The following is a 22,881-nucleotide window of genomic DNA, read 5'->3' on the forward strand; positions in this document are numbered from 1 at the left end:
GATGCTCGGTTCGGAGCTGGACGCGGCGGGTGTACGTGGGCGCGAACTGCGCCAGGCCTATCAACGCTGCCGGGCGCTCAACGCCGCGCACGGCAAGACCTTCTTCCTGGCCACCCGGCTGCTCGCACCGGGCCAGCGACCGGCGGTGCACGCGCTGTACGGGTTCGCTCGGCGCGCCGACGATGTGCTCGACGGGTTCGACGACCGCAGCACCGCCGACCGTGCCGACGAACTCCGGGGGCTTTCCGACGCCCTGTACAGCCGGCTGGTCGAGAACCGGTTGGCCGGTGACGATCCGGTGCTCGACGCCGTCGTGGACACCGCGCGTCACTACGGTCTGCCGTGGCAGCTGTTCGACGACTTCCTGGCCGCCATGCGGATGGACCTGACCATCACCGACTATCCGGACCGGGCCGCGCTGGACCGCTACATGTACGGCTCGGCGGAGGTGATCGGCCTGCAGTTGCTGCCGATCCTCGGCACCGTGGTGCCGGCCGCCGAGGCCGCGCCGCACGCCGCGGCGCTGGGCAAGGCCTTCCAGCTCACCAACTTCCTGCGCGATATCGACGAGGACCTGACCCGCGGCCGGGTGTACCTGCCCGCCGATGAGATCGCCGCGCACGGGGTGGACCGTGAGCTGCTGCAGTGGTGCCAACGCAATCGGCGCACCGATGCCCGGTTGCGCGCCGCCCTGGTGGAGCAGCATGCGATCACCCGCAAGGTCTACGAGCACGCCGAACTCGGTATCCCCATGCTGGCCCCGCAGTCGCGGCCGTGCATCGAAGCCGCGCTCACGCTGTACTCGGAGATCCTCGACCGCATCGAGACACTGGACTTCGAGGTGTTCCAGCAGCGGGCGACGGTGTCCAACGGACGGCGACTGCAGGTCGCCGCCCGCGGACTGACCCGTGCCTGGCGTGCCCGTCTGCGGCCGGTGGCGTGAGCACATACGACGTCCCGGAGGCGTTCGACGCGGGCGCATCGGCCTATGACGGCCTGGTCGGCGCCAACCCCGGATACAACGACCACCTGCGGTTGTCGGCCCAGCGGATGCAGTTACCCAACGGCGGGCGGGGACTACGGCTACTCGACATCGGTTGCGGCACAGGGTTGTCGACGGCCGCCCTGCTGAGCGTGGCCCCGCATGCGGAGATCACCGGTGTCGACGGGTCTGCCGGCATGCTCGAGCAGGCCCGCGCGAAATCCTGGCCGTCGACGGTGTCCTTCGTGCAGAGCCGGGCCGAGGATCTGGCCAAGGCCGGGGTCACCGGGCCCTTCGACGGCATCCTGGCCGCATATCTGGTGCGCAACCTCCCCGACCCCGATCCGGTCCTGCGCGCTCTACTGGCGTTGTTGGCTCCCGGCGGGGTGTTCGCCGCCCATGAGTACTCGGTGCGCGACTCACCCCGGGCCCGGGTCACCTGGAATCTGGTGTGCGCCACGATCATCATCCCGGCGGGTCGGATCAAGACCGGCGATGGCGAGCTCTACCGCTATCTCCGCCGCAGCGTAAACCGGTTCGACGGGGCCGCGCAGTTCCGGGAACGTCTGCAACGCAACGGGTTCACAGATGTGCGCAGTGAGACGGTGCCCGGTTGGCAGAACGGGATCGTGCACACCTTCCTGGGCCGGGCGGTGTCGTGACCGATCGTCGCCGGGTGCGTCATCCCGCGTCGACCGGACTGCCGCATGCGGCGCAGTTGCCGCACCGCCCGACCGTTGTGGTGATCGGGGGTGGTATCGCCGGGCTCAGCGCGGCGACCGCACTGACCGATCGCGGGGTGGCGGTGCACCTGTTGGAGCGGGAAGCGTATCTGGGTGGCCGGGTCGGCGGCTGGACCGAGACGCTGCCGGACGGATCCGAGGTCGCGATGAACCGCGGCTTCCACGCGTTCTTCCGCCAGTACTACAACCTGCGCACCATGCTGCGCCATGTCAGCCCCGACCTCGCGATGTTCACCGGTCTGGACGACTACCCGTTGATCGATGGCGAAGGCCGTCGTGACACCTTCCGCGGGCTGCCCCGCACCCCACCGCTGAACGCGATGGCGTTCGCGCTGCGCAGCCCCACCTTCCGGTTACGTGATCTGGTCCGGGTGGACGCCAAGGCCGCGGCCCCGTTGGCGAGCGTCTCGGTTCCCGAGACCTACTGGCGCCTCGATGATCTGGATGCCGAGACGTTCCTGCGCGACATCAACTTCCCGGCCGCTGCCCAACATCTGGCCTTCGAGGTGTTCTCCCGCAGCTTCTTCACCCGACCCGAGTCGCTCTCGGCCGCCGAACTGGCCACCATGTTCCACATCTACTTCCTCGGGTCCAGCGAGGGCCTGGTCTTCGATGTGGCGGCCGAGAACTTCGACACCGCCCTGTGGAACCCACTGCATCGGCACCTGGCCCGCCACGGCGCCCAGATCCGCACCGGTGTCAGCGCCCGCAGCGTCGTGCCCGAGGAAGACGGGAAGTTCGCGGTGACCGACGATTCGGATGCCACCACGCGATGTGACGGGGTGGTACTCGCGACCGAGGTGCCCGCCCTGCAGCGCATCGTCTCGGAGTCGGCAGGCCTCGGTGATCCCGAATGGCGGGGCAGCGTGGGCGGACTCGGCACCGCCGCACCGTTTCTGGTGCGCAGGTTGTGGCTGGACCGCCCGGTGCACGCACACCGTCCGGCGTTCCTGGGCACCGGCGGACTGCCGCCGCTGGACAACATCAGCGTGCTGGAACGCTACGAACGCGATGCGCAGGCCTGGGCGCGCCGGCGCCGCGGGTCGGTGGTGGAACTGCACGCCTACTCGATATCCGAGGACACCCCCGCGGTGCGTAGCGCGCTGGATGCCCGGCTGCACGAGCTGTATCCGGAGACCGCGACGGCCCGGACGGTGCACGAGATCACGTTGTGCCGCAACGACTGCCCGCGGTTGGCGCCCGGTGATTTCGCCCGGCGGCCGGGCGTGCGCACCCCGCAGGAGGGATTGGTGCTCGCCGGTGACGGTATCCGCATCGATCTGCCGGTCGCGTTGATGGAACGCGCCGCGACGACCGGGTTGGCGGCCGCCAACGCCCTGCTTGAACGTTTCGGGTTGCGGGGCAACGATATGTACACGGTGCCGGTGCGCGGGCGGTCGTCCCTGCTGCGGCACCTCGCCGATCGCGCGGAAGGACGGGTGTGGACATGAAGGCGTGGCCGTTCCAGCTGCTTCCGCGGGCCAGGTGGAGCCGGCAGCGGCCGACCTTCCGGCAGACCGAACCGTCGTTGATCGCCGCCGCGCTGGCCCGCTCGCAGAACCGGCCCAGCGGCAACTGGTTCGTGGTGGGTGCCGGCACCGACATCACCACCAAGCCATTCGGGGCAACCGTGGCCGGGGCCGAATTGGTCTGCTGGCGCGATGATTCCGGGCAGTTGCACGCCGGGCCGGCCCGCTGCCCGCACTTGGGCGCGGACATGTGTACCGGAGTGGTCGAGCGGGGCAACCTGATCTGCCCCTGGCACGGGCTGCAGCTCACCGGCCGGTCGCGGCCGGACTGGTCGCCGGTACCGGTACACGACGACGGTGTGCTGGTGTGGGTGCGGCTGGACCGCATCGGCGGCGAGGAACCCACCCAGGCGCCGATTCTGCCTGCCCGGCCTGGGATTCCGCGCATCTCGGCGGTGGCCGCCATGGTCGGCTCGTGCGAACCGCAGGACATCATCGCCAACCGGATGGACCCGTGGCACGGTGCCTGGTTCCACCCGTATTCGTTCGCCGAGCTCGAGGTGCTGAGCGCACCCCCGGAGGATCCGGATCTCCCCGAGGAGGAGGACCGCTTCCTGGTCGCGGTCACCTTCCACCTGGGGCGCGTGGGCATTCCGGTGATCGCGGAGTTCACCAGTCCGGAGCCGCGCACCCTCACGATGCGCATCGTCGAAGGCGAGGGCGCAGGCAGTGTGGTCGAGACCCACGCGACGCCGCTGGGCGCCGGTCCGGACGGTCAGCCGCGCAGCACGGTGATCGAGGCGGTCATCGCGCATTCGGACCGACCGGGTTTCGCCAAGGCGTTGCCGTTCCGGTCCGTGATCACCCCGTTCATGCGCCACGCCGCCAACCGGTTGTGGCGTGACGATCTGGAGTACGCCGAGCGCCTGCAGGAGGTCCGGCGCCAGGACGCCGATGGCAGAGCGGGGTTGCTCACGCCGCCCAGCGCCGGGCCCAAGATGGCAGTTCCGCCAACTCCAGCAACGGAACCTGAGTCTGCGCCCACGGGCTGATCGCCCAGTCCAGCGCGGCGGCCGCGCGGATCTCGTCCCAGCTCACCCAGGCCAGGTCCATCACCTCGTCGGGTGCGACGTCCAGCGGTCCGTCGATCAGGGCGCAGAACACCGGGCACAGTTCGTTCTCGACGGTGCCGTCGGCGGCGGTGGCGCGGTAGCGGAACTCGGGCAGCACACAGTGCACGTCGTGCAGCGTGGTGCCGAGTTCCTGTGCGGCGCGACGGTGCACGGCGTCCACCGTCGGCTCGTGTGGGGCGGGGTGTCCGCAGAACGAGTTGGTCCACACCCCCGGCCAGGTCTTCTTGCCGAGGGCGCGACGGGTGAGCAGCACCCGGCCGGCGTCGTCGAAGAGGTAGCAGGAAAACCCGAGATGAAGCGGGGTGTGGGCGTGGTGGACGGTGGCCTTCGCCGCGCTGCCGACCGATCTGCCCGCATCGTCGAGTAGGACGACCAGTTCCTCGTCACTCACAGCGGTGCTGGTTACCCACGCCGGGACGGCGGCAATCCCATGCGCTTCTGCCCGTCCCGCCGGGTGTGATGTCCGTCGTGCGACTTTGCGACGGGCCCCGGCGGGTGTCACGCTGGGATGGATGTTTGCGAACTCCAGCGAAAGCCGCCGTCCCGGCCCTGTTACCGACGTCACAGGGTTTGCTGCCCGGCTACGCTGGATCCGCCGCGTGTGCACCCGCCATCCGTTGGTCCGCACCGCCGACCGGTTGGAGGCCTTCGCGATACTCGGGGTCCTCGTGATCGCGCTGGTGGCCATCCCCGCCGCATTGGCGGCCGGCGGCATCGTCCACCGATCGGGACTGCAGACGTCGCAACAGGAGATCAGCAACCGACATCCGGTGCAGGCCACCGTCGTCGCCGGCGTCGGGCTACCCACCGATCTGGAGACGCCGGCCTCGGTGCGCGTGCAGTGGCAAGAGCACAATCGTGAGCGCACCGAATCGGTGGCCGGCGTGGCCACCGTCAAGCCCGGCGATCAGATGACGATCTGGCTCGACGAGCGCGGCAAGGTGGTGGCCGCCCCCATGCAGGCCGGTGACGCACAACTGCAGGCGGTCGTCGCCGGAGTGGCCGCCTGGACCAGCATCACAATGGTCGGCGCACTGCTCGCCTGCGTGGTCTGCCGCATTCTCGAGCGGTCACGGGACCGTGCCTGGGACCGCGAACTGCGACTCTGGGCATACAACGACGACGGCTGGGCCAACCGCCCCCACTAGTTCAATGCCGCGTGGTGATGCCGGTTGCCGCCCGCGCGCTTGGCCGCATACATCGCCTCATCGGCGGCCCCGACCAACCGATCGACGCTGGACCGCAGATGCGCCGGTGTGCGCCGCAGGTTGCGGATCGGCACCGACGCGGTGCCGACGCTGGCGGTGATCGACATCGGCAAGCGCGCGATGCCCTCACATACCCGTCGGGCCAGCGGCTCGGGGTCATTGGTCTCGTAGGCGGCCGCGACGACGAACTCCTCGCCGCCGTTGCGCGCCACCACCGCGACGGTGTCGGCGACCGCCTGGCCGAGCGCCCGTCCGACGGCCACCAGCGCATCGTCGCCGGCCTGGTGTCCGCGGGTGTCGTTGATGCGCTTGAAATTGTCCAGGTCGACCATGACGACGACCAGGTGTGCGTCGGGATCGATAGCCACCTCGTCGAGCATCTTGGCGGTGTACCGCTGGAACGAGCGGCGGTTCAGCAGCCCGGTGAGCGGATCGCGCCCGGCCCGTTCCAGGTCGACTCCCAGCGAACGGATGAGCAGATGGATGGCCACCGGCATGACGATGTTGATCTGGGTGATCAGAAACAGATCGACGACCGCGAGCGCCACGTGCCCGGTCTGGGCGACCCGCAGCGCGGCGATGACGGCCACCGTCGCCGCGACCACGAAGTTGTAGGCCACCAACGCGGTGGAGTGGAAGAAGCCGATATAGGCCGCGGTGGTCGCGAACGCGATGCAGCCGAAGAGGGCGCCGTGCGGGTTCGGATAGGACAGACAGGCCAGCGCCACCGACGCATTGGTCACCAGAGCAAACGCCAACGACTGCCGCCGCGACGGCCACCGCAAAGTCCACAGCACCGCCCCGGCGACACCGCCGGCGAAAGCGGTCCACATCATCGCCTTCGGGATGCCGGGCCGTGGGGTGTCGACGCTGAGTAGGAGCACCAGTAGACAGATGGTCAGGGACGCAGCGATCGTGGCCATCAGGGCCCGCACCGCACCGGTCGCACCGCGGGCGGCCAGATAGTCGGTGATCCACTCGTAGTGGTTGGTCCGTGCCAACCACCTCCGTGTGTGAGTGGCCGTCACCGTCATCGCCCCATTCTCCCCCTCAGCAAACCGATTCGAGGCTACCAACAGTTTGACGTTCGCGTCAGGGTACTGGCGAGACACTAGGCCCGATCCGGCGGCGTCGATAACAGCAAAGCCTTCTAGGATCGCAGTCGTGACGCTCACCGTGGACGAGATCCTGATCGCCGATCCCGCCGCGGCGTGGGCGACGGCCGGCTTCGCGGTGGACGCCGACGATGTCTGCCGGATCGGCGAGGTCCGGTTGCGGCTGATCGGCTCCGGTCCCGGCACCGGCATCATCGGATGGTCGTTGCGCGGCTTCACCGGGACAGACCTCGACGGCATCCCGACGCAGGCTTCACAGTCGGCGCCGCCGACGCAGGCTTCACAGTCGGCTCCGCCGACGCCGGCACCAGAGCACCCCAACGGTGTGGTCGGGATCGATCACATCGTGCTGATGTCCCCCGATCTGGCGCGCACCGTCGCGGCACTGCACGATGCCGGTGAGCAACCCCGTCGGGAACGCGACGCCGAACTCGGCGGACGACCCATCCGGCAGATCTTCTACCGACTCGGCGAGGTCATCCTGGAGGTGGTGGGCACCCCGGGGGCGAGCGGGGACGGCCCCGCCGAGCTGTGGGGCCTCACCTACAACGTCGCCGACATCGATTCCACCGCGGCCTTTTTCGGCGACCGGACCGGCCGGGTCAAGGACGCCGTCCAACCCGGACGGCGGATCACCACCCTGCGGCACCGCGACGCAGGCATGTCGGTCCGCACGGCGTTCATCACCCAGCCCGGTTCCGCGCGCTAATCTCAGCGGATGACCGACGACCCCGTCATCATCCACACCGACGGCGGTTGCCGGCCCAACCCCGGTCCCGGCGGATGGGGCGCGGTGTTGCGTCAGCGCCACCACGTGCGCGAGATGTGCGGCGGTGAGCCCGGGCAGACCAGCAACAACCGGATGGAGTTGACGGCGCCGATCATGGCGCTGGAGGCGCTCACCCGGCCGGTGACGGTGCACCTCTATACCGACAGCACCTACGTACGCAACGGAATCACCAAGTGGGTCCGTGGCTGGGAACGCAACGGCTGGCTGACCGCGGCCAAGGAACCGGTGAAGAACGTCGACCTGTGGCAGCGACTGCAGGCCGCGTGTGCGCGTCACGAGGTCGAATGGTTCTGGGTGAAGGGCCACTCCGGAGTGGCCGACAACGAACTGGCCGATGTGCTGGCCACCCGGGGTCTGCAGGAGGCGGTCACCGGCGCGGCGCCCACCGGTTAGCCTTCCAGCTCTTCGGCACAGGACAGCAGCCATTGCGTCATTTGCGCCGTTGCGCCCGCGGGTAGCTCCGCCACCATCGCGGCGTCGACCGCCAATACCGCTCGGTGGGCTGCCGCCAGCCGCCGACGGCCCGGGGCGGTGAGCGCCAGCGGGACCGCCCGGCCGCTGGACGGACCGGGCGCCGTGTCGACCAGGCCGTCGGACCGCAGCCCGTTCAGCACATCCTGCAGGGATTGCCGGGTCACGAAACACAACCTGGCCAACTGCGCGGCCGACGCCGACGGGTGGTCGGCCAGCGCCCGCAACACCGAGTACTGCGCCATCGACAGCCCGATCGGACGCAGCGCTGCATCGCAATTGCGGCGCAGCGCCTGTTGTACACGCTTGACGAGATAACCCACCGTCAACTCGGCCGATTCCACGCCCATGACAGGAACCTTACACAGTGCTACCGTGACCTATGTAAGGAACCTGACAATAAGAACGGATACCTGCCATGACGACCATCACCACCGAACCCGACCACACGACGTTGATCAATGTGTTCGACGTCGCCCCGGAACGGGCCGACCAACTCGTGGAGGTCCTCACCACCGCCTCCGAACAGGTGATGCGCCACCTGCCCGGATTCGTGTCGGCCAATATTCACGTCAGCGCCGACCGCACCCGGGTCGTGAACTATGCGCAGTGGTCCTCGGCGCAGGCGTACGCGACGATCTTCGACAACCCCACGGTCACAGAACACATGGGCCGGGCGGCCGCGCTCGCGAACAGTTTCGACCCCAAGTTGTACGTCGTGGCATCGGTGCACTCCGCCGGGTGAGCAGATTCGCCCCGGCCCGCCGCGGGTACTGATCGGTGATGGCATACATCGACAGCAGCGGGTTCGCCCACGTCCGGCTCACCGTCACCGACATCGCGCGATCGAAGAAGTTCTACGACGCGGTGTTCGGCTGGCCGACCGCCGTCGACGCATCCGACAAGGCCGACGAACCCGGCGTCACCGAGTCGCAGGAGCAGTTCTACGGCGGTGTCGTCTACCAGACCCCGCAGGGCACGCTGTTCGGCCTGCGGCCCGTCGGTGATGGCCGATTCGATTCCACCAGAACAGGATTGGATCACATCAGCTTCGCCGTGGCGGACCGCGCGGCGCTCGAGTCGGCACACCGGGCACTCGCTGACGCCGGTATCCCGCATGGCGACATCACCGATCTCGACGATGCCGGCATCGCGATCCTGTCGTTCCAGGATCCCGACGACATCAACATCGAGTTGACGGCACCGCTGTCATAGCCCGGCTATCCCGGTGACCCCGCCCGGCACCCGGGCCACGGTGCGCTCGGCGCCGCCGGCGATGTCGACCGCACGGATCTCTCCGGACAGATCGCTGACGTACACCACGCCGGCGGCCGGATCCAGCGCCAGACCGATCGCCTCGTGGAAACCGTCCGCCACGATGTCCACGGCGCCGCCGGGGTCTCCGATCTCGGCGCGGTTGAGCGTGTTACCGCGCGGCGGCGCACCACGGTCGGTCCAGTACAACAGCCCGGCGTCGAGATCGAGTTCGAGATCGATCGGTTCGGGCAGACCGGACCACAGCACCTCGACGTCGTGGTATCGCCCGGCGGGGACGTCCAGGGGCGAGCGCAGTATCCGTCCCTGTCCCCCGTCAGACGGGCCTTTCTGCGTCCAGTAGAGGTGACCGTTGCGCTCATCCACGGCGACACCGACGCACTGGTTGACCTCGGATAGCCGTTCCGCCTCGGTGTGCGCGACGACAAGCTCATCGCGGACCTCGAAGGTGTCCAGCAAAAGGCTGCGCACCGCAGCACCTTCCCGGTCCGACCAGTACAGCCGGTTCCGTGCCCAGGCGCCGGCGAGTTGCTTGCCGGTCACGAAACCACCTTCGGCCACCACGACCTCACGTCCGGTGCCGTCCAGTCGAACCCGCTCGAGGGAGCCGTTGCGGACCGAGAAGTTTAGATCCGCCTCCGACCGCGGTGGCCGGTCCCCGGCCGGCCGCGGCGCACCCATGTTGGTCCAGTAGACGAGCCCGGTGCGCGCATCGACCACGATGCCGTCCGGGAAAGCTGTTACCCCGGTGACGAATTCATCGACATTACCGCCGGCGATGTCGATCCGCACGATCATCTGGCGACCCGGGTTCAGCGCGAGCAGATGGGTGAACATGTCCACACCCTCCTCACGGCTGCCCGGGCGGAAGTCGGATGAGCCCCTCCTGGGCGATCTGGGCCACCAACACGCCACTGCGGTCGAAGATGCGGCCCCGGGCGTAGCCGCGACCGTCGCCGGCCCACGGCGAATCCACGTCGCACAACCACCATCGGTCGGCGCGGGCCCACCGGTGGAACCACACCGCGTGGTCGATCGTCGCGGGCAGCACGTCCTCGGCTGCCATCGACCGCGCGTTCGGGCGGGTCACCGGATCGAGGACCGTCATATCGCTGGCGTAGACGATCAAAGCGGTGTGCAACACCGGGTCGTCGGCGACCGCGCCATCGGCGCGCATCCACATCAGCGAGCGATCGGTGGTCTCCCCGTGCTCGCGGCTGACCCGCGAGTGGTTGCCCACCGACCGGATGTCGAAGGGCGCGGGTCGGGTCAGGGTGGGCACCACATCCGAAAACGAGCGGAGCACCTCCCAGTCCGGGGACAGGTCCTCGGGTTCTGGGACCTGTGGCATCGGAACCTGATGACGCAGACCGGGTTCGGGCTCGGCGAAGGAGCAGGCCATCTCCATGATGGCGCGCCCCCGCTGCACAGCACTGACCCGGCGGTGACTGAAAGACCGCCCGTCACGGGTGATCTCGACGTGCAACTCGATGGGGTGGGTGGGATCGCCCGGCCGCAGGAAGTAGGCGTGCAGCGAGTGGATGGGCCGCGCCGGATCGACCGTCCGGCAGGCCGCCACGGTCGACTGGGCCGCCACCATGCCGCCGAAGACGTGGCCGGTCTGGACCGCGGCCTCGGTGTGCTGCGCGACGAACACCGTGTCACCGGTGGCAGCGATATCGAGCAGCGCCACGATCTCGTCCAACGGACGGCGGCCGGTCACCTCGCACACCTATGCACGGGCCTCACCCTAGACCGGCGTCTCCCGCCACCACGGGGATGGGCCACGCACGCCGGACCGGCTGCCCCTACTCCCAGACGACCTCATCGGGTGTCTTGTCCGGACGCAGACCCCGCCAACTCGGCTGCCGCAACCGGCCGTCCGAGGTCCGTTCGCTGTAGCGCACCTCCCCCACCAGGTCCGGGCGCACGAAGGTCACCCCTTTGGCGTCGGGACCGGAAAGCCTTGTGGTGAAGGGTGACTCCGCCGTCTCCAACGGAGCCAGCGTCGAGCGCAGATCCTTGAGCATCTTGTCGGTGAAGCCGGTGCCGACCCGGCCGGCGAACTGTAACCCGTCCGGGCCGGGCACCCCGACCACCAACGCCCCGATCCCGCTGCTGCGCCCGCCTTCACCCGCACGCCAGCCGCCGATCACCACCTCCTGGGTCAGCCACACCTTGTCCTTGATCCAGGACTGTGAGCGCCGTCCCGGCTGATAGGTGGAATCCCACTTCTTGGCAACCACCCCTTCGTACCCGTGCGCCCGGACGTAGCGCATGGCCTCCGCACCGTCGCCGTCGAGCAGGTCCGGCACGATCAGTGGACCGTCCTGAGCCACCAGCTCCAGCAGCTTGCGCCGGTCGCGGTACTTCGCGCGCAGCAGCGAACGCCCGTCCAGGGCAAGCAGATCGAAGGCCCAGAATTCGATGTTGCTACCCGAGGCACGGTTCTGCATGGCCCCGAAGTTCGGCACACCCTTGGCGTCCAGCGCCACGATCTCCCCGTCCAGCACCAGGTGGTGATCGGCGAGATCTGCTGCCAACGAGCGCAATTGCGGGAACTCCGCGGTCACATCGCGCCCGCTGCGCGAGCGCAACATGAGCTCACCGTGATCGAGTTCGACCAGCAGCCGGTAACCGTCCCACTTGCCTTCGAAGGCCCAGCTGCCCGGGGTCAGCTTCGTCACCGACCCATGAGTGGCCAGCATGGGCTTGAGATCGTCGGTGGTCGCGACCGGCTGCTCCTTCATGCGGTGTGCCAGCCAGTTCTTGCCACCGGTCTGGATAAGCGCGTAGCGACCCTGCACCTTGGCGCCGTTCAGGGTGACGATCACTTCTCCCTTGCGACCGTCGATCGGCTTGTCGCCGTCGACACCCGGGTCGCGGAACTTCTCCGCCTCGTACGTGCCGGAGTCCCAGATGATCACTTTTCCGCCGCCATACTCGCCCGCCGGGATATCGCCCTCGAAAGTCGCGTACTCCAGCGGATGGTCCTCGGTGTGCACGGCAAGGTGATTGACCGATGTGGTCTCGGGCAGATTCTTCGGGATCGCCCAGGACACCAGCACCCCATCGCGTTCCAACCGGAAGTCGTAATGCAGGCGGCGCGCGTGGTGCTCCTGGATGACGAACGTGTTGTCCTGCCCGACCGCCGGCGACGCCGCCGGAACCGGCTCGGGAGTCTTGCCGGCATCACGCATGCTGCGGTAGGTGGTCAGCCGGTCCGCACCTGGCAACGGCTCGTCCAGATCGGCCAGCAGATCACCGTCGCGTTCCACCCGCTCCAGTACCTCGGCGAAGCTGAGGTGGCGCAGGTCGGGATCCTCGATCTCCGCCCAGGTGCGCGGTGCGGCCACGGTGGGCTCCGCGCGTCCCCGCATCGAGTACGGCGCGATGGTCGTCTTGGCGGCGCTGTTCTGACTCCAGTCCAGGAACACCTTGCCGGCCCGCAGGCTCTTGGTCATGGTGGCGGTGACCTGTTTCGGCATGGTCTTCTCCAGCGCCAACGCGATCCGCTTGGCCAGCACCGAGGCGCCCTGCGAGCTGATCGGTTCGGCCAGCGGCACGTACAGGTGCAGACCTTTGCTGCCACTGGTCAGCGGGTAGGCCGTCAGCCCGATGTCCTCGACGTAGCCCTTCACCTCGTGGGCCACCTCGCACAGCTGACGGAAGGTCACGTCCTCACCGGGGTCGAGGTCGAACACGATGCGGGTGGCCGGCCCGGGTTCACCGCCCGTACCGTCACCCACCCCGCCCGCGTCGAACCGCCACTGCGGGACGTGCACCTCCAGCGACGCCTGCTGGGCGATCCAGGCCAACCCCTCGGCGGTGTCGATGATCGGATAGGTCGTGGTTCCCGACCGATGGGTCACCGAGCCCCGGCGCAGCCAGTCCGGTGCCGAGGAGGCGAGTTGCTTCTCGAAGAAGTCGGCCTGCTCGACCCCGTTGGGCCACCGTTTGCGGGTCACCGGACGGCCGGCGATGTGCGGGAGCATCGCCTGGGCGACGGCGAGGTAGTAGTCGAACACCTCGGCCTTGGTGGTGCCGGTGGCCGGATAGAGCACCTTGTCCGGATTGGTCAGTTTGACCCGGCCGAAGCGCTCCACCTCTGCATGATATTTCTCGCCCTCCACCGGATGGCAATGCCCGCTGATACCGTTGCGTATGCGGTCGATCTGGAAAGGCTCGGTCTCCTTCGGTCTGGTCAATGTGCCGGTCAAGGTCTACAGCGCCACCGAGGACCACGACATCAAGTTCCACCAGGTGCACGAGAAGGACAACGGACGCATCCGCTACAAGCGGACCTGCGAGGTGTGCGGCGAGGTGGTCGAATACCGCGATATCGCCCGCGCCTACGACTCCGATGACGGCCAGACGGTGATCATCACCGACGAGGACATCGCGACCCTGCCCGAGGAACGCAGCCGCGAGATCGAAGTGGTCGAGTTCGTCCCGGCCGAGCAGCTCGATCCGATGATGTACGACAAGAGCTACTTCCTGGAGCCGGACTCCAAATCGACGAAATCGTATGTACTGCTGGCCAAGACGCTGGCCGAGACCGACCGGGTGGCCATCGTCCATTTTGCGCTGCGCAACAAGACCCGGTTGGCGGCACTTCGGGTCAAGGACTTCAGCAAGCGCGATGTCATGGTCATCCACACGCTGCTGTGGCCCGACGAGATCCGCGACCCCGACTTCCCCTCGCTGGACAAGGATGTCGACATCAAACCGGCCGAGCTGAAGATGGCCGGCCAGGTGGTCGAATCGATGACCGACGATTTCAAACCCGACCAGTTCCGCGACGACTACCAGGAGCAGCTGCACGAACTGGTGCAGGCCAAACTCGAAGGCGGCGAAGCGTTCACCGTCGAGGAGCAGCCGACCGACCTGGACGAGACCGAGGATGTCTCCGACCTGTTGGCCAAATTGGAGGCCAGCGTGAAGGCGCGCGGATCCGGATCGTCGGACAAGACAGCGAAATCGGACAAGTCGGAGAAGGAACCCGCGAAGAAGGCGCCCGCCAAGAAGGCGCCGGCGAAGAAGGCCGCGGCCAAGAAGGCGCCCGCGAAGAAAGCGCCGGCCAAGAAGGCCGCCGCCAAGAAGTAGCACCCTTCCGGACCGCGAGCGACCGCAAAGTGTCCTCGGCGTCGGCGTGTCGGCGCACCGACACGGTCGCTCGCGCAGAGGAGAGGACACCGGGCCCGCACCGCCATGCCCGCGCCGGAACTGACAGCCACCGACAAATTAGAACGTGTTCCAGAAAGTGCTTCCGGCGTTCGCCCGCCCTTGTTACGGTGACGCCGAGGCAGAAATGGAGCAGGCATGATTCTGGACAAATTCCGGCTCGACGATCAGGTCGCCGTCGTGACCGGCGCCGGCCGCGGTCTCGGCGCGGCAATCGCGGTGGCCTTCGCCGAAGCCGGTGCTGACGTGCTGATTGCCGCCCGCACGGAGACCCAACTCCAGGAGGTCGCCGCCCAGGTGGAGGCGACCGGACGACGCGCTCACATCGTGGTCGCCGATCTGGCGCATCCGGAGTCCACCGCCGCCCTGGCGGGCCAGGCGGTCGAGGCGTTCGGAAAACTAGATATCGTCGTCAACAACGTCGGCGGCACCATGCCCGGGCCGTTGCTGAACACGTCCACCAAGGATCTCAAGGACGCGTTCACCTTCAACGTCGGCACCGCGCACGCGCTGACCACCGCCGCCGTTCCGCTGATGCTGGAGCACTCCGGCGGCGGGTCGATCATCAACATCACCTCGACCATGGGCCGGCTGGCCGGCCGGGCCTTCGCGGCCTACGGCACCGCCAAAGCGGCGCTGGCGCACTACACCCGGCTCTCGGCGCTGGACCTGTGCCCGCGCATCCGCGTCAACGCCATCGCCCCCGGCTCGATCCTCACCTCGGCACTGGACGTGGTGGCCTCCAACGAGGCCCTGCGCGACCCGATGGAGAAGGCCACTCCGATGCGACGCCTCGGCGATCCCAGCGATATCGCCGCTGCCGCAGTCTATTTGGCCTCACCGGCCGGTAACTACCTGACCGGTAAGACCCTGGAGGTCGACGGCGGCCTCACCTTCCCCAACCTCGACCTGCCCATCCCGGATCTGTGAGGACCCCCATGCCTGATCTGTCAGCCGCACCGACGAAGCCCATCCGAGTCGCCGCCATCGGGACCGGGAACGTGGGCCGCCACGCCCTGCGTCAACTCATCGAGGATCCCGGCTACGAGCTCACCGGCGTCTGGGTGTCTTCGGCAGCCAAGGCCGGCAAGGATGCCGGAGAGCTTGCCGGACTCGATGTTTCGACCGGTATCACCGCCACCGACCAGCTGGACGACATCCTGGCCGGGAAGCCGGACTGCGCCGTCTACACGGCGATGGCCGACAATCGGCTGCCCGATGCGCTGGAGGACTACCGGCGCCTGCTGGCCGCCGGCATCAATGTCGTGGGCAGCGCCGCGGTGTTCCTGCAATACCCGTGGCAGGTGCTACCCGCCGAGCTGGTCGACCCGATCGAGAACGCCGCAAAGACCGGTGGTGCCAGCATTTTCGTCAACGGCATCGACCCCGGCTTCGCCAACGACCTGCTGCCGCTCGCCCTCGCCGGCACCTGTCAGAGTGTCGAGCAGATCCGGTGCATGGAGATCGTGGACTACGCGACCTATGACAGCGCGACGGTGATGTTCGACGTGATGGGCTTCGGGAAGAGCACCGACGAACTGCCCATGCTGCTGCAGCCGGGCGTGCTGAGCCTGGCCTGGGGTTCGGTGGTACGCCAGCTCGCCGCGGGCCTTGGCATCGAACTCGACGAGGTCACCGAGACCCACACCCGGGTGCCCGCGCCCGAGGACTTCGAGATCGCCGCCGGGCCGATCCCGAAGGGCAGCACCGCCGCCATGCGCTTCGAGGTGCGTGGCATGGTGAACGGCCATCCCGCCGTCGTGCTCGAACACGTCACCCGGCTGCGCCAAGACCTGTGCCCGGAATGGCCGCAGCCCGCCCAGGAGGGCGGCTCCTACCGCGTCGAGGTCACCGGTGAGCCGTCCTACGCGCTGGATCTGTGCCTGAGCAGCCGCAAGGGCGACCACAACCATGCCGGGCTGGTGGCCACCGCCGCCCGCGTGGTCAACGCGATCCCTGCGGTGGTCGCGGCCGCTCCGGGAATCACGACGACACTGGACCTGCCGCTGGTCACCGGTAAGGGGTTGTACGCGGCCCCTTAGGCTGGGGCCGATGGCCGGACATCTGTATTTCGCCTACGGATCCAATCTGTGCGTGGACCAGATGGCACTGCGCTGCCCGGACGCCGACGGCCCGGTGCCGGCAACGCTGGCCGACCACGACTGGCTGATCAACGAGCGCGGCGTGGCCACCGTCGAACCGGCAGACGGCGCCGAGGTGCACGGCGTGCTGTGGCGGATCAGCGATGCCGACCTCGCCGTGCTGGACCGGGCCGAGGGAGTGCCCGTGCGCTACCGGCGCGACCTGCGCACCGTGCACACCGACGCCGGGTCGCGGGAGGCCTGGATCTACATCGACCACCGCACCGAGGCCGGCGCGCCGCGGCCCGGGTATCTGGAACGCGTCATCGCCGGGGCGACCCAGCACCGGCTCCCGCAGCGCTGGCTGGACTTCCTGCACCGCTGGGATCCGGTGCACTGGCCGCGGGCGCTGGCCCCCACCGACACCCCGGGGCCGCAGACGCTCACCGAGCTGCTGTCGGACCCGCAGATCAGCGAAACCTCTATGCTGAGAAGCACATTCGGCTTCATGGCCATCCACGGCGGGGGCCTGGAACGGATGACCGACGTGATCGCCGAACGCGCCGCCGCGGCCGCCGGCGCCTCGGTCTATCTGGTGCGCCATCCCGCCGGCTACCCGTATCACCTGTGCTCGGCCGCCTACCGGGCGGCCGAGTCCGAACGCCTGGCCGAGTTCCTGGACCACGTCGAGCACGTGGTCTCGCTGCACGGGTACGGCCGGGTGGGGCGCAGCACCCAGCTGCTGGCCGGCGGCACCGACCGGGAGCTGGCCGCCCATGTGGCGGGTCACCTTTCCATCCCGGCGCATCAGGTGATCACCGATCTGGAAGCGATCCCCCGCGAGCTGCGCGGGCTGCACCCGGACAACCCGGTGAACCGCACCCGTGGGGGCGGTGTGCAGTTGGAGCTGGCACCGCGGGTGCGCGGTATCAGCCCGCGCAGCGGGCCGGTCGGCGCGGACGGCCTGAGCCGGCCGACCGGCGCGCTGATCGCCGGCCTGGTGTCGGCGGCGCAGACGTGGCGACCGATCTGACGACGACCGACCGGTCGCTACTCCTTCATGTCCAGCACCGGCGTCGGCCGCTGGAAGCCGCGGGTGACCACCAGCAGCCACCCGAATCCGACGGCCAGCCAGATCAGGCCGATCTTGAGGGCCTCGCCGGACAGACTGGTCCACAGCCACACCGTCAACGCGAAGCCGATGCCCGGCAGGATCAGGTTGTTCAGCACGTTCTTCTCGCCGGCGTCGACGAAATAGTGCTTGATCACGGTGAGGTTGACCGCCGAGAACGCCACCAGCGCACCGAAGCTCACCACCGAGGCCAGGATCGCCAGGTCGATCACGATGGCCAGCAGCGAGATCACCGACACCGCGAGGATGGCCCACGTCGGGGTCCGGAACTTCACCGACACATAGCCGAACACCTTGCGCGGCAGCACCCCGTCGCGGCCCATGGCGTAGAGGATGCGGGCCACCGATGCCTGCGAGGTCAGCGCCGAGCCGGTGGCCCCGGCGACATAGGCGGCGGTGAAGAATGCCGACAGGAAGGCACCGCCGGCGGCGGTCATGACATCCAGTGACCCGGAGTCGACATCGGCGAAGGCGTTGGAGGGGAACACCAGCTGCGAGACATAGGACAGGATCACGAACAAGATGCCACAGATGACGGTGGCCAGCATGATGGCCTTCGGGACATCACGCCGGGCGTCCTTGGCCTCCTCGGAAAGCGTTGACACGGCGTCGAACCCGAGGAAGGACAGGCACAGGATCGCCGCGCCCGCCAGCACCGGCGCCATCCCGCCCGCGGTACCGTCACCGGTGAACGGCGCCATCACGTCGACGGTGCCCGAGCCGGTAATCGCGACCACGGCCATCACCAGGAACACCACGATGAACACCGCCTGCACCGCGATGATCACCGCATTGGCCCGGGCCACCGAGACGATGCCGATGATGTTCAGGACGGTGACGATCACGATCGTCACCACGACGATGACCCACTCCGGGATCGCCGGCACCGCGGCGTTCAGATAGAGCCCGATGACCAGGTAGTTGAGCATCGGCAGGAACAGGTAGTCCAGCAGCAGTGACCAGCCGGCCAGGAAGCCGACGGGTGCGCCGAAGGTCTTCTGTGTGTAGGCGTATGCCGATCCGGCCACCGGGTAGGCCGCGGCCATCCGGGCGTAGGAGCGCGCGGTGAAGATCATCGCCGCGAGTGTCACCACGTAGGCCAGCGGCACCCGGCCGCCGGACTCCACCGTGACGATGCCGTAGGTGGTGAAGACGGTCAGCGGCACCATGTACACCAGACCGAAGAGCACCAGTGACGGCACGCCGAGGGCGCGTTTGAGGGTTCCCTGGTTCGGGTCGGCCGAGATGCCGACCAGGGGCTCCGATGAGGACATGGGGCGGTTTCCCTTCTGCTACGTCTGCTGCGGGGTGGTGGACGCGACGAACCCGGGCTCGCCCCGGAGATAGGTGGCCCGGACGGCGATGCCGGGCAGCTCCAGCGGCGCGACCGTGCGGGGGTCACGCTCCAGCCACACCAGGTCCGCGCTCGCCCCCGGCGTCAGGCGGCCCCACCGGCCCTCGGCGAACGCCTGATCGGCGACGCCTGCGGTGTAGGCGGCCAACGCCCGCTCCACGGCCAGGATCTCCTCGGGTGTCCAGCCGCCGGCCGGTTCCCCGTCGACGGTCTGGCGCGACACCCCCACGGCGATTCCGTCCAGCGGCGCACCCGAGGACACCGGCCAGTCCGACCCCAGCGCCAGCGGCGCGCCGGAATCCGCCAGCGTGCGCATCCGGTACTGCTTGTCGGCGCGTTCGCGGCCCAGCCGAGGCACGGTCAGCACGTTCATCAGCGCATCCTCCTGCGCCCACAACGGCTGCATACACGGAATGACACCGAGCGCGGCGAACCGGTCGAGATCGGCGTCGTCGACGAGCTGGACGTGGGCGATGACCGGCCGCCGGTCCCGCGGGCCGTTCCGATCCACCGTGTACTCGATGGCGTCCAACGCCTGCCGGACGGCGGCGTCCCCGATGGCGTGGATGTGGATCTGCAGGCCCAGTTCGTCGACCCGGCGGGCCGCCTCGGCCAGCGAGTTCCCCTCCCAGACCGTCATGCCGTGGCTGTGCAGGCCCGAGCAGTACGGCTGCAGCAGCGCACCGGTCTCGTTCTCGACCACGCCGTCGGCGAAGAACTTGACCGTCTGCGCGGTCAACAGCGGCGAATCGAGTTCCTCGACGCGCCGCTTGGCCTCGGCGAACTGCGCCACCTGCGTATCGAAATGCCGCGGGTCGGCGTAGAGGGCCAGGTTGAACCGGATACGCAGCGCGCCGCGGCGGGCCGCCTCCAGGTAGGTCTCGACGTCGGCCGGTTCCACCCAGGCGTCCTGCACCCAGGTGACGCCGTGGGCCAGGTAGTAGTCGGCGGCCGTGCCCAGCGCCGCGATCCGGACATCCTCGTCGCGGGCCGGCATGACCGCGGTGACCAGGTCGACGGCACCCCATTCGCGCAGGGTGCCCAGCACCGACCCGTCCGCGCGGTGCGGGATCTCCCCGAGCACCGGGTCGGGTGTGCGGGGGGTGATCCCGGCCCGCTCCAGCGCTGCGGTGTTACACCACACGGTGTGGTAATCCCAGGCCCGCAGCACGACCGGCCGGTCGGCGACCGCCTCGTCGAGCCAGCGGGCGTCGAACAGCCCACCCTCGGCCAGACTGCCGTCATAGGACGCGCCGACGATCCACTCCTCGTCGGGATTGTCCTTGGCGAACCGGCGGACCGCCTCGACGATCTCGTCCACCGACGTGCACGGACGCACCGCCGGACCGACGAACTCCAAACCGCCGAGCAGCGGGTGGGCATGACCGTCGCCGAAGGACGGCATCAGGAAGCCGCCCTGCAGATCGACGATCCGCGCATCCGCCGGGGCTCGGGTCAGCGCGTCGGCGCCGAGCGCGGCGATGACGCCGTCGGTGACCAGCAGCGCGTCGGTCGGGGGCTGATCGGACGCGCCCGTCCACACGGATCCGTTGCGAAACAGGGTCGACACCACGGATTGGCACCTTACGCGGGGTTCAGCGTTTAGCAATCCGAATGTCACCCATCCGTTGGACGCCTGGCCACGAATACCTGATGTGGAACCACGGGAGCGACGGTTCATCGCCGTCATCGGACGCGGTGTCGCCGTCGGCACGGTGCCCGCGGGGCTCCTCGGAAGGCCGGCGATCTGCGGCTCGCGCACCCGGGTCGCCACCCCTGGATGGCGCTCGGCCTGCCGCACCCGCTCGCCGGCCGACACCAGGTCGCCCGGGCTGCTCCTGCGCCTCCCCGAAGCCCTTGCCGCACAGGCGGTGCCATGATGACCGCGATCTACCGCACCCGGGTCACCCACGAGCGCCGCTCGCCGGTCCACAACGCCTTCAGCCACCGCGGCTACACCTGGTACATCGACCTCGATGCACCGCCCCGGCTGCCGATCTGGTTGCGCCCCTTCGCGGTGTTCCGCGCCGCGGACCACCTGCTGGCGCCGCCCGCCGGCCCGGACACGCTGCGAACCCGGGTCGACCATTTCCTGGCGAACCACGGCATCGACCTGCGCGGCGGCCGGGTCACCGCATTGCTGGACGCCAGAGTGCTTGGCTACGTTGCCAATCCGATCAGCGTGTTCTGGTGCCATGAGGCCGACGGCACCCTGGCCCATGTCCTGGTCGAGGTGCACAACACCCACGGCCAACGGCACACCTATCTGCTCCCGCCCAGCGAGGACGGGCCGGTCGCGGTGCCCAAACAGTTCTACGTCTCGCCGTTCAACGAGGTCGACGGCTACTACCTGGTGCACGTTCCCGAGCCCGGCCCCACCGCGGTCATCGCGGTGTCCTGGCACCGCGACAACGAGCTGGTGTTCTCGGCATCCCTGCACGGGCGGCGCGTGCCCGCCTCCACGTCGCAGATCGCCACCCTGCAGCTGACCAGACCCCTCGCCCCCTTGGCCGGTGCCATACAGACTCGGCTGCACGGCATTTCGCTGTGGCGACGCGGACTGGCAGTGGTCCCGCACGAGGACACCGAGTCGATCGGTGAGGCCGTCCGCCGATGATCGTCGACAGCGCACAGGAAACGCGGCATTGCGTGACGCTGCCCGGCGCTGACGCTATCCTACGGAGCGTGACGGCAGACCTCGACGCATTGCTGCGTCGGGTGGCACAACGCGATGTCGATGCCTTCGCAGCTTTCTACGACCAGACCCGGACGCGAGTCTACGGTCTGGTGTTGCGGGTGCTGCGGGATCCCGGCTACAGCGAGGAAACCACCCAGGACATCTACCTTCAGGTCTGGCGCAATGCCGGTGACTACAACCCGTCGGCCGGATCACCGCTGTCCTGGCTGATGACCCTGGCCCATCGCCGCGCCGTCGACCGGGTCCGCTCGGAGCAGGCCGGCGCCGACCGGGAATCCCGCTACGGGGCCGCGACCATCGAGCCGCCGGTGGACCAGGTCAGCGAACAGGTCATCGACAACGACGACTACCGGCAGATCACCCACTGCCTGGGCGCGCTGACCGACAAGCAGCGCGAGTGCATCGAGCTGGCCTATTACGACGGGCTCACCTACGTCCAGGTGTCGGACCGGTTGTCGGCGAACCTGGCCACCGTGAAATCCCGCATGCGCGACGCGATCCGCGGCCTGCGTAACTGCCTGGGGGCGGCATGACACATCCGCATGACGACCTGATGGCGTTGGCGACGCCGTATGCCCTGCATGCCGTCGACGATGCCGAACGCGCCGAGATCGAGCGCCGCCTCCGGGATGCACCCGGCGATGTCGCCGACGCGTTCGCCGCCGAGGTGCAACAGGTCCGCGAGGCGATGGCGACCGTCGCATCGACCACCGCCACCGAACCGTCTGCCGGCCTGCGCGACCGCGTGCTCGCCGCGGTCGCCGACGACCCGGTCCGGCAGTTGCGCCCGTCGCGCCGTCAGCGTTGGGGTACCGCGCTGACCGCCGCCGCGGCCGCCATCATCGTCGGCGCCACCACATTCGGCATCGGTTGGTGGCTGCGCCCGGAGCCGGCCACCACCACCGCCGAACAGATCTTCGCCGCTCCCGACGTGCGGACGGTATCGGGCAACATCCCGACCGGCGGCACCGCGACGGTGGTGTTCTCCCGCGAACGCAACGCGGCCGTGCTGGTCATGAACGACGTCGCCCCGCCCGCGGACGGCACCGTCTACCAGATGTGGTTGATCGACGATTCCGGACCGCATTCGGCCGGGGTGATGGACGCGCAGGCGATCTCACCGTCGACCACGTCGGTGCTGCCGGATCTGGGCGATTCGCTCACTCTGGCATTCACCGTCGAACCGGGCACCGGGTCGGCCGAGCCGACCGGAATCCCGTTCGCCTCCCTGCCGTTGACCTGAGTG

The 22,881-nt window shown here is 68.7% G+C and carries 24 protein-coding genes; 16 read left to right on the plus strand and 8 right to left on the minus strand.

Annotation, left to right across the window (positions count from 1 at the left end):
• Position 1 precedes the first annotated feature (1 nt).
• The 4 genes from BST17_RS11980 to BST17_RS11995 are packed head-to-tail and all read left to right on the plus strand — an operon-like array spanning position 2 to position 4,246.
• Positions 2–943 (plus strand): phytoene/squalene synthase family protein, encoded by a 942-nt coding sequence (locus BST17_RS11980; RefSeq protein WP_083058295.1) that lies wholly within the window; start codon positions 2–4, stop codon positions 941–943.
• On the plus strand, positions 940–1,644 hold the full coding sequence (locus BST17_RS11985) for a class I SAM-dependent DNA methyltransferase (protein ID WP_083058120.1): 705 nt from the start codon (positions 940–942) through the stop codon (positions 1,642–1,644). The genes BST17_RS11980 and BST17_RS11985 overlap by 4 nt, the downstream gene beginning before the upstream one ends.
• On the plus strand, positions 1,641–3,176 hold the full coding sequence (locus BST17_RS11990) for an FAD-dependent oxidoreductase (RefSeq protein WP_083058122.1): 1,536 nt from the start codon (positions 1,641–1,643) through the stop codon (positions 3,174–3,176). Before BST17_RS11985 ends, BST17_RS11990 begins: the two co-directional genes overlap by 4 nt.
• Complete coding sequence (locus tag BST17_RS11995; protein WP_083058123.1) at positions 3,173–4,246, plus strand: DUF5914 domain-containing protein; 1,074 nt, start codon at positions 3,173–3,175, stop codon at positions 4,244–4,246. Before BST17_RS11990 ends, BST17_RS11995 begins: the two co-directional genes overlap by 4 nt.
• On the opposite strand, the gene idi is transcribed toward BST17_RS11995, so the two are convergent.
• The gene (idi, locus tag BST17_RS12000; protein ID WP_083058125.1) at positions 4,167–4,718 is read right to left on the minus strand and encodes an isopentenyl-diphosphate Delta-isomerase; all 552 of its coding nucleotides are present in this window, start codon (positions 4,716–4,718) and stop codon (positions 4,167–4,169) included. The genes BST17_RS11995 and idi overlap by 80 nt on opposite strands.
• 208 nt (positions 4,719–4,926) lie before the next feature.
• On the opposite strand from idi, the gene BST17_RS12005 reads away from it, so the two are divergent.
• Positions 4,927–5,475: an Rv1733c family protein gene (locus BST17_RS12005; protein WP_083058126.1), complete on the plus strand. Its 549-nt coding sequence runs from the start codon at positions 4,927–4,929 to the stop codon at positions 5,473–5,475.
• Here the strand turns inward: BST17_RS12005 and BST17_RS12010 are convergent.
• Positions 5,472–6,536: a GGDEF domain-containing protein gene (locus BST17_RS12010; RefSeq protein ID WP_234807645.1), complete on the minus strand. Its 1,065-nt coding sequence runs from the start codon at positions 6,534–6,536 to the stop codon at positions 5,472–5,474. The genes BST17_RS12005 and BST17_RS12010 overlap by 4 nt on opposite strands.
• Before the next feature lie 163 nt (positions 6,537–6,699).
• Here BST17_RS12010 and BST17_RS12015 point away from each other — a divergent pair, with 163 nt between their 5' ends.
• Positions 6,700–7,359, plus strand: coding sequence for a VOC family protein (locus BST17_RS12015; protein ID WP_083058128.1), 660 nt, complete (start codon positions 6,700–6,702; stop codon positions 7,357–7,359).
• A gap of 9 nt (positions 7,360–7,368) precedes the next feature.
• Positions 7,369–7,833, plus strand: a complete 465-nt coding sequence (gene rnhA / locus BST17_RS12020) for a ribonuclease HI (RefSeq protein ID WP_083058130.1) — start codon at positions 7,369–7,371, stop codon at positions 7,831–7,833.
• On the opposite strand, the gene BST17_RS12025 is transcribed toward rnhA, so the two are convergent.
• Positions 7,830–8,261, minus strand: coding sequence for a MarR family winged helix-turn-helix transcriptional regulator (locus BST17_RS12025; RefSeq protein ID WP_083058131.1), 432 nt, complete (start codon positions 8,259–8,261; stop codon positions 7,830–7,832). The genes rnhA and BST17_RS12025 overlap by 4 nt on opposite strands.
• A 68-nt stretch (positions 8,262–8,329) precedes the next feature.
• On the opposite strand from BST17_RS12025, the gene BST17_RS12030 reads away from it, so the two are divergent.
• Together BST17_RS12030 and BST17_RS12035 are read left to right on the plus strand one after the other, a co-directional pair.
• Positions 8,330–8,656: an antibiotic biosynthesis monooxygenase gene (locus BST17_RS12030; RefSeq protein ID WP_083058133.1), complete on the plus strand. Its 327-nt coding sequence runs from the start codon at positions 8,330–8,332 to the stop codon at positions 8,654–8,656.
• Positions 8,657–8,694: 38 nt separating this feature from the next.
• Positions 8,695–9,126 carry a VOC family protein gene (locus BST17_RS12035; RefSeq protein ID WP_083058135.1) on the plus strand — a complete coding sequence of 144 codons (432 nt, stop codon included), beginning with the start codon at positions 8,695–8,697 and terminating at the stop codon, positions 9,124–9,126.
• Here BST17_RS12035 and BST17_RS12040 read toward each other — a convergent pair.
• The 3 genes from BST17_RS12040 to BST17_RS12050 form a co-directional block, all read right to left on the minus strand.
• Positions 9,121–10,023, minus strand: coding sequence for an SMP-30/gluconolactonase/LRE family protein (locus BST17_RS12040; protein ID WP_083058299.1), 903 nt, complete (start codon positions 10,021–10,023; stop codon positions 9,121–9,123). The two genes, BST17_RS12035 and BST17_RS12040, sit on opposite strands and share 6 nt — an antisense overlap.
• Positions 10,024–10,036: 13 nt before the next feature.
• On the minus strand, positions 10,037–10,909 hold the full coding sequence (locus BST17_RS12045) for an acyl-CoA thioesterase (RefSeq protein WP_133053541.1): 873 nt from the start codon (positions 10,907–10,909) through the stop codon (positions 10,037–10,039).
• Between the two features lie 85 nt (positions 10,910–10,994).
• Positions 10,995–13,292, minus strand: coding sequence for an ATP-dependent DNA ligase (locus BST17_RS12050; RefSeq protein ID WP_083058301.1), 2,298 nt, complete (start codon positions 13,290–13,292; stop codon positions 10,995–10,997).
• A gap of 58 nt (positions 13,293–13,350) precedes the next feature.
• Here BST17_RS12050 and ku point away from each other — a divergent pair, with 58 nt between their 5' ends.
• The 4 genes from ku (at position 13,351) to BST17_RS12070 (ending at position 17,484) form a co-directional block, all read left to right on the plus strand.
• Positions 13,351–14,292 carry a non-homologous end joining protein Ku gene (gene ku / locus BST17_RS12055; RefSeq protein ID WP_083058138.1) on the plus strand — a complete coding sequence of 314 codons (942 nt, stop codon included), beginning with the start codon at positions 13,351–13,353 and terminating at the stop codon, positions 14,290–14,292.
• A 216-nt stretch (positions 14,293–14,508) separates the two neighbouring features.
• Positions 14,509–15,300, plus strand: a complete 792-nt coding sequence (locus tag BST17_RS12060; RefSeq protein ID WP_083058139.1) for an SDR family oxidoreductase — start codon at positions 14,509–14,511, stop codon at positions 15,298–15,300.
• An 8-nt stretch (positions 15,301–15,308) separates the two neighbouring features.
• Positions 15,309–16,412, plus strand: a complete 1,104-nt coding sequence (locus tag BST17_RS12065) for an NAD(P)H-dependent amine dehydrogenase family protein (protein WP_083058141.1) — start codon at positions 15,309–15,311, stop codon at positions 16,410–16,412.
• A gap of 10 nt (positions 16,413–16,422) precedes the next feature.
• Positions 16,423–17,484: a poly-gamma-glutamate hydrolase family protein gene (locus BST17_RS12070; protein ID WP_083058142.1), complete on the plus strand. Its 1,062-nt coding sequence runs from the start codon at positions 16,423–16,425 to the stop codon at positions 17,482–17,484.
• 17 nt (positions 17,485–17,501) lie between these two features.
• Here the strand turns inward: BST17_RS12070 and BST17_RS12075 are convergent, their stop codons facing one another.
• Both BST17_RS12075 and BST17_RS12080 read right to left on the minus strand, forming a co-directional pair.
• The gene (locus BST17_RS12075) at positions 17,502–18,857 is read right to left on the minus strand and encodes an APC family permease (protein WP_083058144.1); all 1,356 of its coding nucleotides are present in this window, start codon (positions 18,855–18,857) and stop codon (positions 17,502–17,504) included.
• Positions 18,858–18,875: 18 nt separating this feature from the next.
• A complete protein-coding gene (locus tag BST17_RS12080; RefSeq protein WP_083058146.1) occupies positions 18,876–20,510 on the minus strand; it encodes an amidohydrolase in 1,635 nt (544 codons plus the stop codon).
• A gap of 303 nt (positions 20,511–20,813) precedes the next feature.
• Here BST17_RS12080 and BST17_RS12085 point away from each other — a divergent pair, with 303 nt between their 5' ends.
• From BST17_RS12085 to BST17_RS12095, 3 genes are read left to right on the plus strand one after another with little or no spacing between them, the layout of a single operon-like run.
• Entirely contained in the window at positions 20,814–21,554 is a 741-nt protein-coding gene (locus BST17_RS12085; RefSeq protein ID WP_083058147.1) for a DUF1365 domain-containing protein, read from the plus strand.
• The gene (locus tag BST17_RS12090; protein ID WP_083058149.1) at positions 21,551–22,168 is read left to right on the plus strand and encodes a sigma-70 family RNA polymerase sigma factor; all 618 of its coding nucleotides are present in this window, start codon (positions 21,551–21,553) and stop codon (positions 22,166–22,168) included. Before BST17_RS12085 ends, BST17_RS12090 begins: the two co-directional genes overlap by 4 nt.
• Entirely contained in the window at positions 22,165–22,878 is a 714-nt protein-coding gene (locus BST17_RS12095) for an anti-sigma factor (protein ID WP_083058150.1), read from the plus strand. Before BST17_RS12090 ends, BST17_RS12095 begins: the two co-directional genes overlap by 4 nt.
• Positions 22,879–22,881 lie beyond the last annotated feature (3 nt).

Origin of the sequence: Mycolicibacterium bacteremicum (assembly GCF_002086115.1) — a bacterium.
GTDB classification, from domain to species: domain Bacteria; phylum Actinomycetota; class Actinomycetes; order Mycobacteriales; family Mycobacteriaceae; genus Mycobacterium; species Mycobacterium bacteremicum.

What these genes read in the sequence shown, in the direction of transcription:
- BST17_RS11980 (WP_083058295.1), top strand. Translation starts at nt 2, where the DNA reads ATGCTCGGTTCGGAGCTGGACGCGGCGGGTGTACGTGGGCGCGAACTG.
- BST17_RS11995 (WP_083058123.1), top strand. Translation starts at nt 3,173, where the DNA reads ATGAAGGCGTGGCCGTTCCAGCTGCTTCCGCGGGCCAGGTGGAGCCGG.
- rnhA (WP_083058130.1), top strand. Translation starts at nt 7,369, where the DNA reads ATGACCGACGACCCCGTCATCATCCACACCGACGGCGGTTGCCGGCCC.
- BST17_RS12025 (WP_083058131.1), bottom strand. Translation starts at nt 8,261, where the DNA reads ATGGGCGTGGAATCGGCCGAGTTGACGGTGGGTTATCTCGTCAAGCGT.
- BST17_RS12030 (WP_083058133.1), top strand. Translation starts at nt 8,330, where the DNA reads ATGACGACCATCACCACCGAACCCGACCACACGACGTTGATCAATGTG.
- BST17_RS12035 (WP_083058135.1), top strand. Translation starts at nt 8,695, where the DNA reads ATGGCATACATCGACAGCAGCGGGTTCGCCCACGTCCGGCTCACCGTC.
- BST17_RS12040 (WP_083058299.1), bottom strand. Translation starts at nt 10,023, where the DNA reads ATGTTCACCCATCTGCTCGCGCTGAACCCGGGTCGCCAGATGATCGTG.
- ku (WP_083058138.1), top strand. Translation starts at nt 13,351, where the DNA reads ATGCGGTCGATCTGGAAAGGCTCGGTCTCCTTCGGTCTGGTCAATGTG.
- BST17_RS12060 (WP_083058139.1), top strand. Translation starts at nt 14,509, where the DNA reads ATGATTCTGGACAAATTCCGGCTCGACGATCAGGTCGCCGTCGTGACC.
- BST17_RS12065 (WP_083058141.1), top strand. Translation starts at nt 15,309, where the DNA reads ATGCCTGATCTGTCAGCCGCACCGACGAAGCCCATCCGAGTCGCCGCC.
- BST17_RS12070 (WP_083058142.1), top strand. Translation starts at nt 16,423, where the DNA reads ATGGCCGGACATCTGTATTTCGCCTACGGATCCAATCTGTGCGTGGAC.
- BST17_RS12075 (WP_083058144.1), bottom strand. Translation starts at nt 18,857, where the DNA reads ATGTCCTCATCGGAGCCCCTGGTCGGCATCTCGGCCGACCCGAACCAG.
- BST17_RS12085 (WP_083058147.1), top strand. Translation starts at nt 20,814, where the DNA reads ATGATGACCGCGATCTACCGCACCCGGGTCACCCACGAGCGCCGCTCG.
- BST17_RS12090 (WP_083058149.1), top strand. Translation starts at nt 21,551, where the DNA reads ATGATCGTCGACAGCGCACAGGAAACGCGGCATTGCGTGACGCTGCCC.
- BST17_RS12095 (WP_083058150.1), top strand. Translation starts at nt 22,165, where the DNA reads ATGACACATCCGCATGACGACCTGATGGCGTTGGCGACGCCGTATGCC.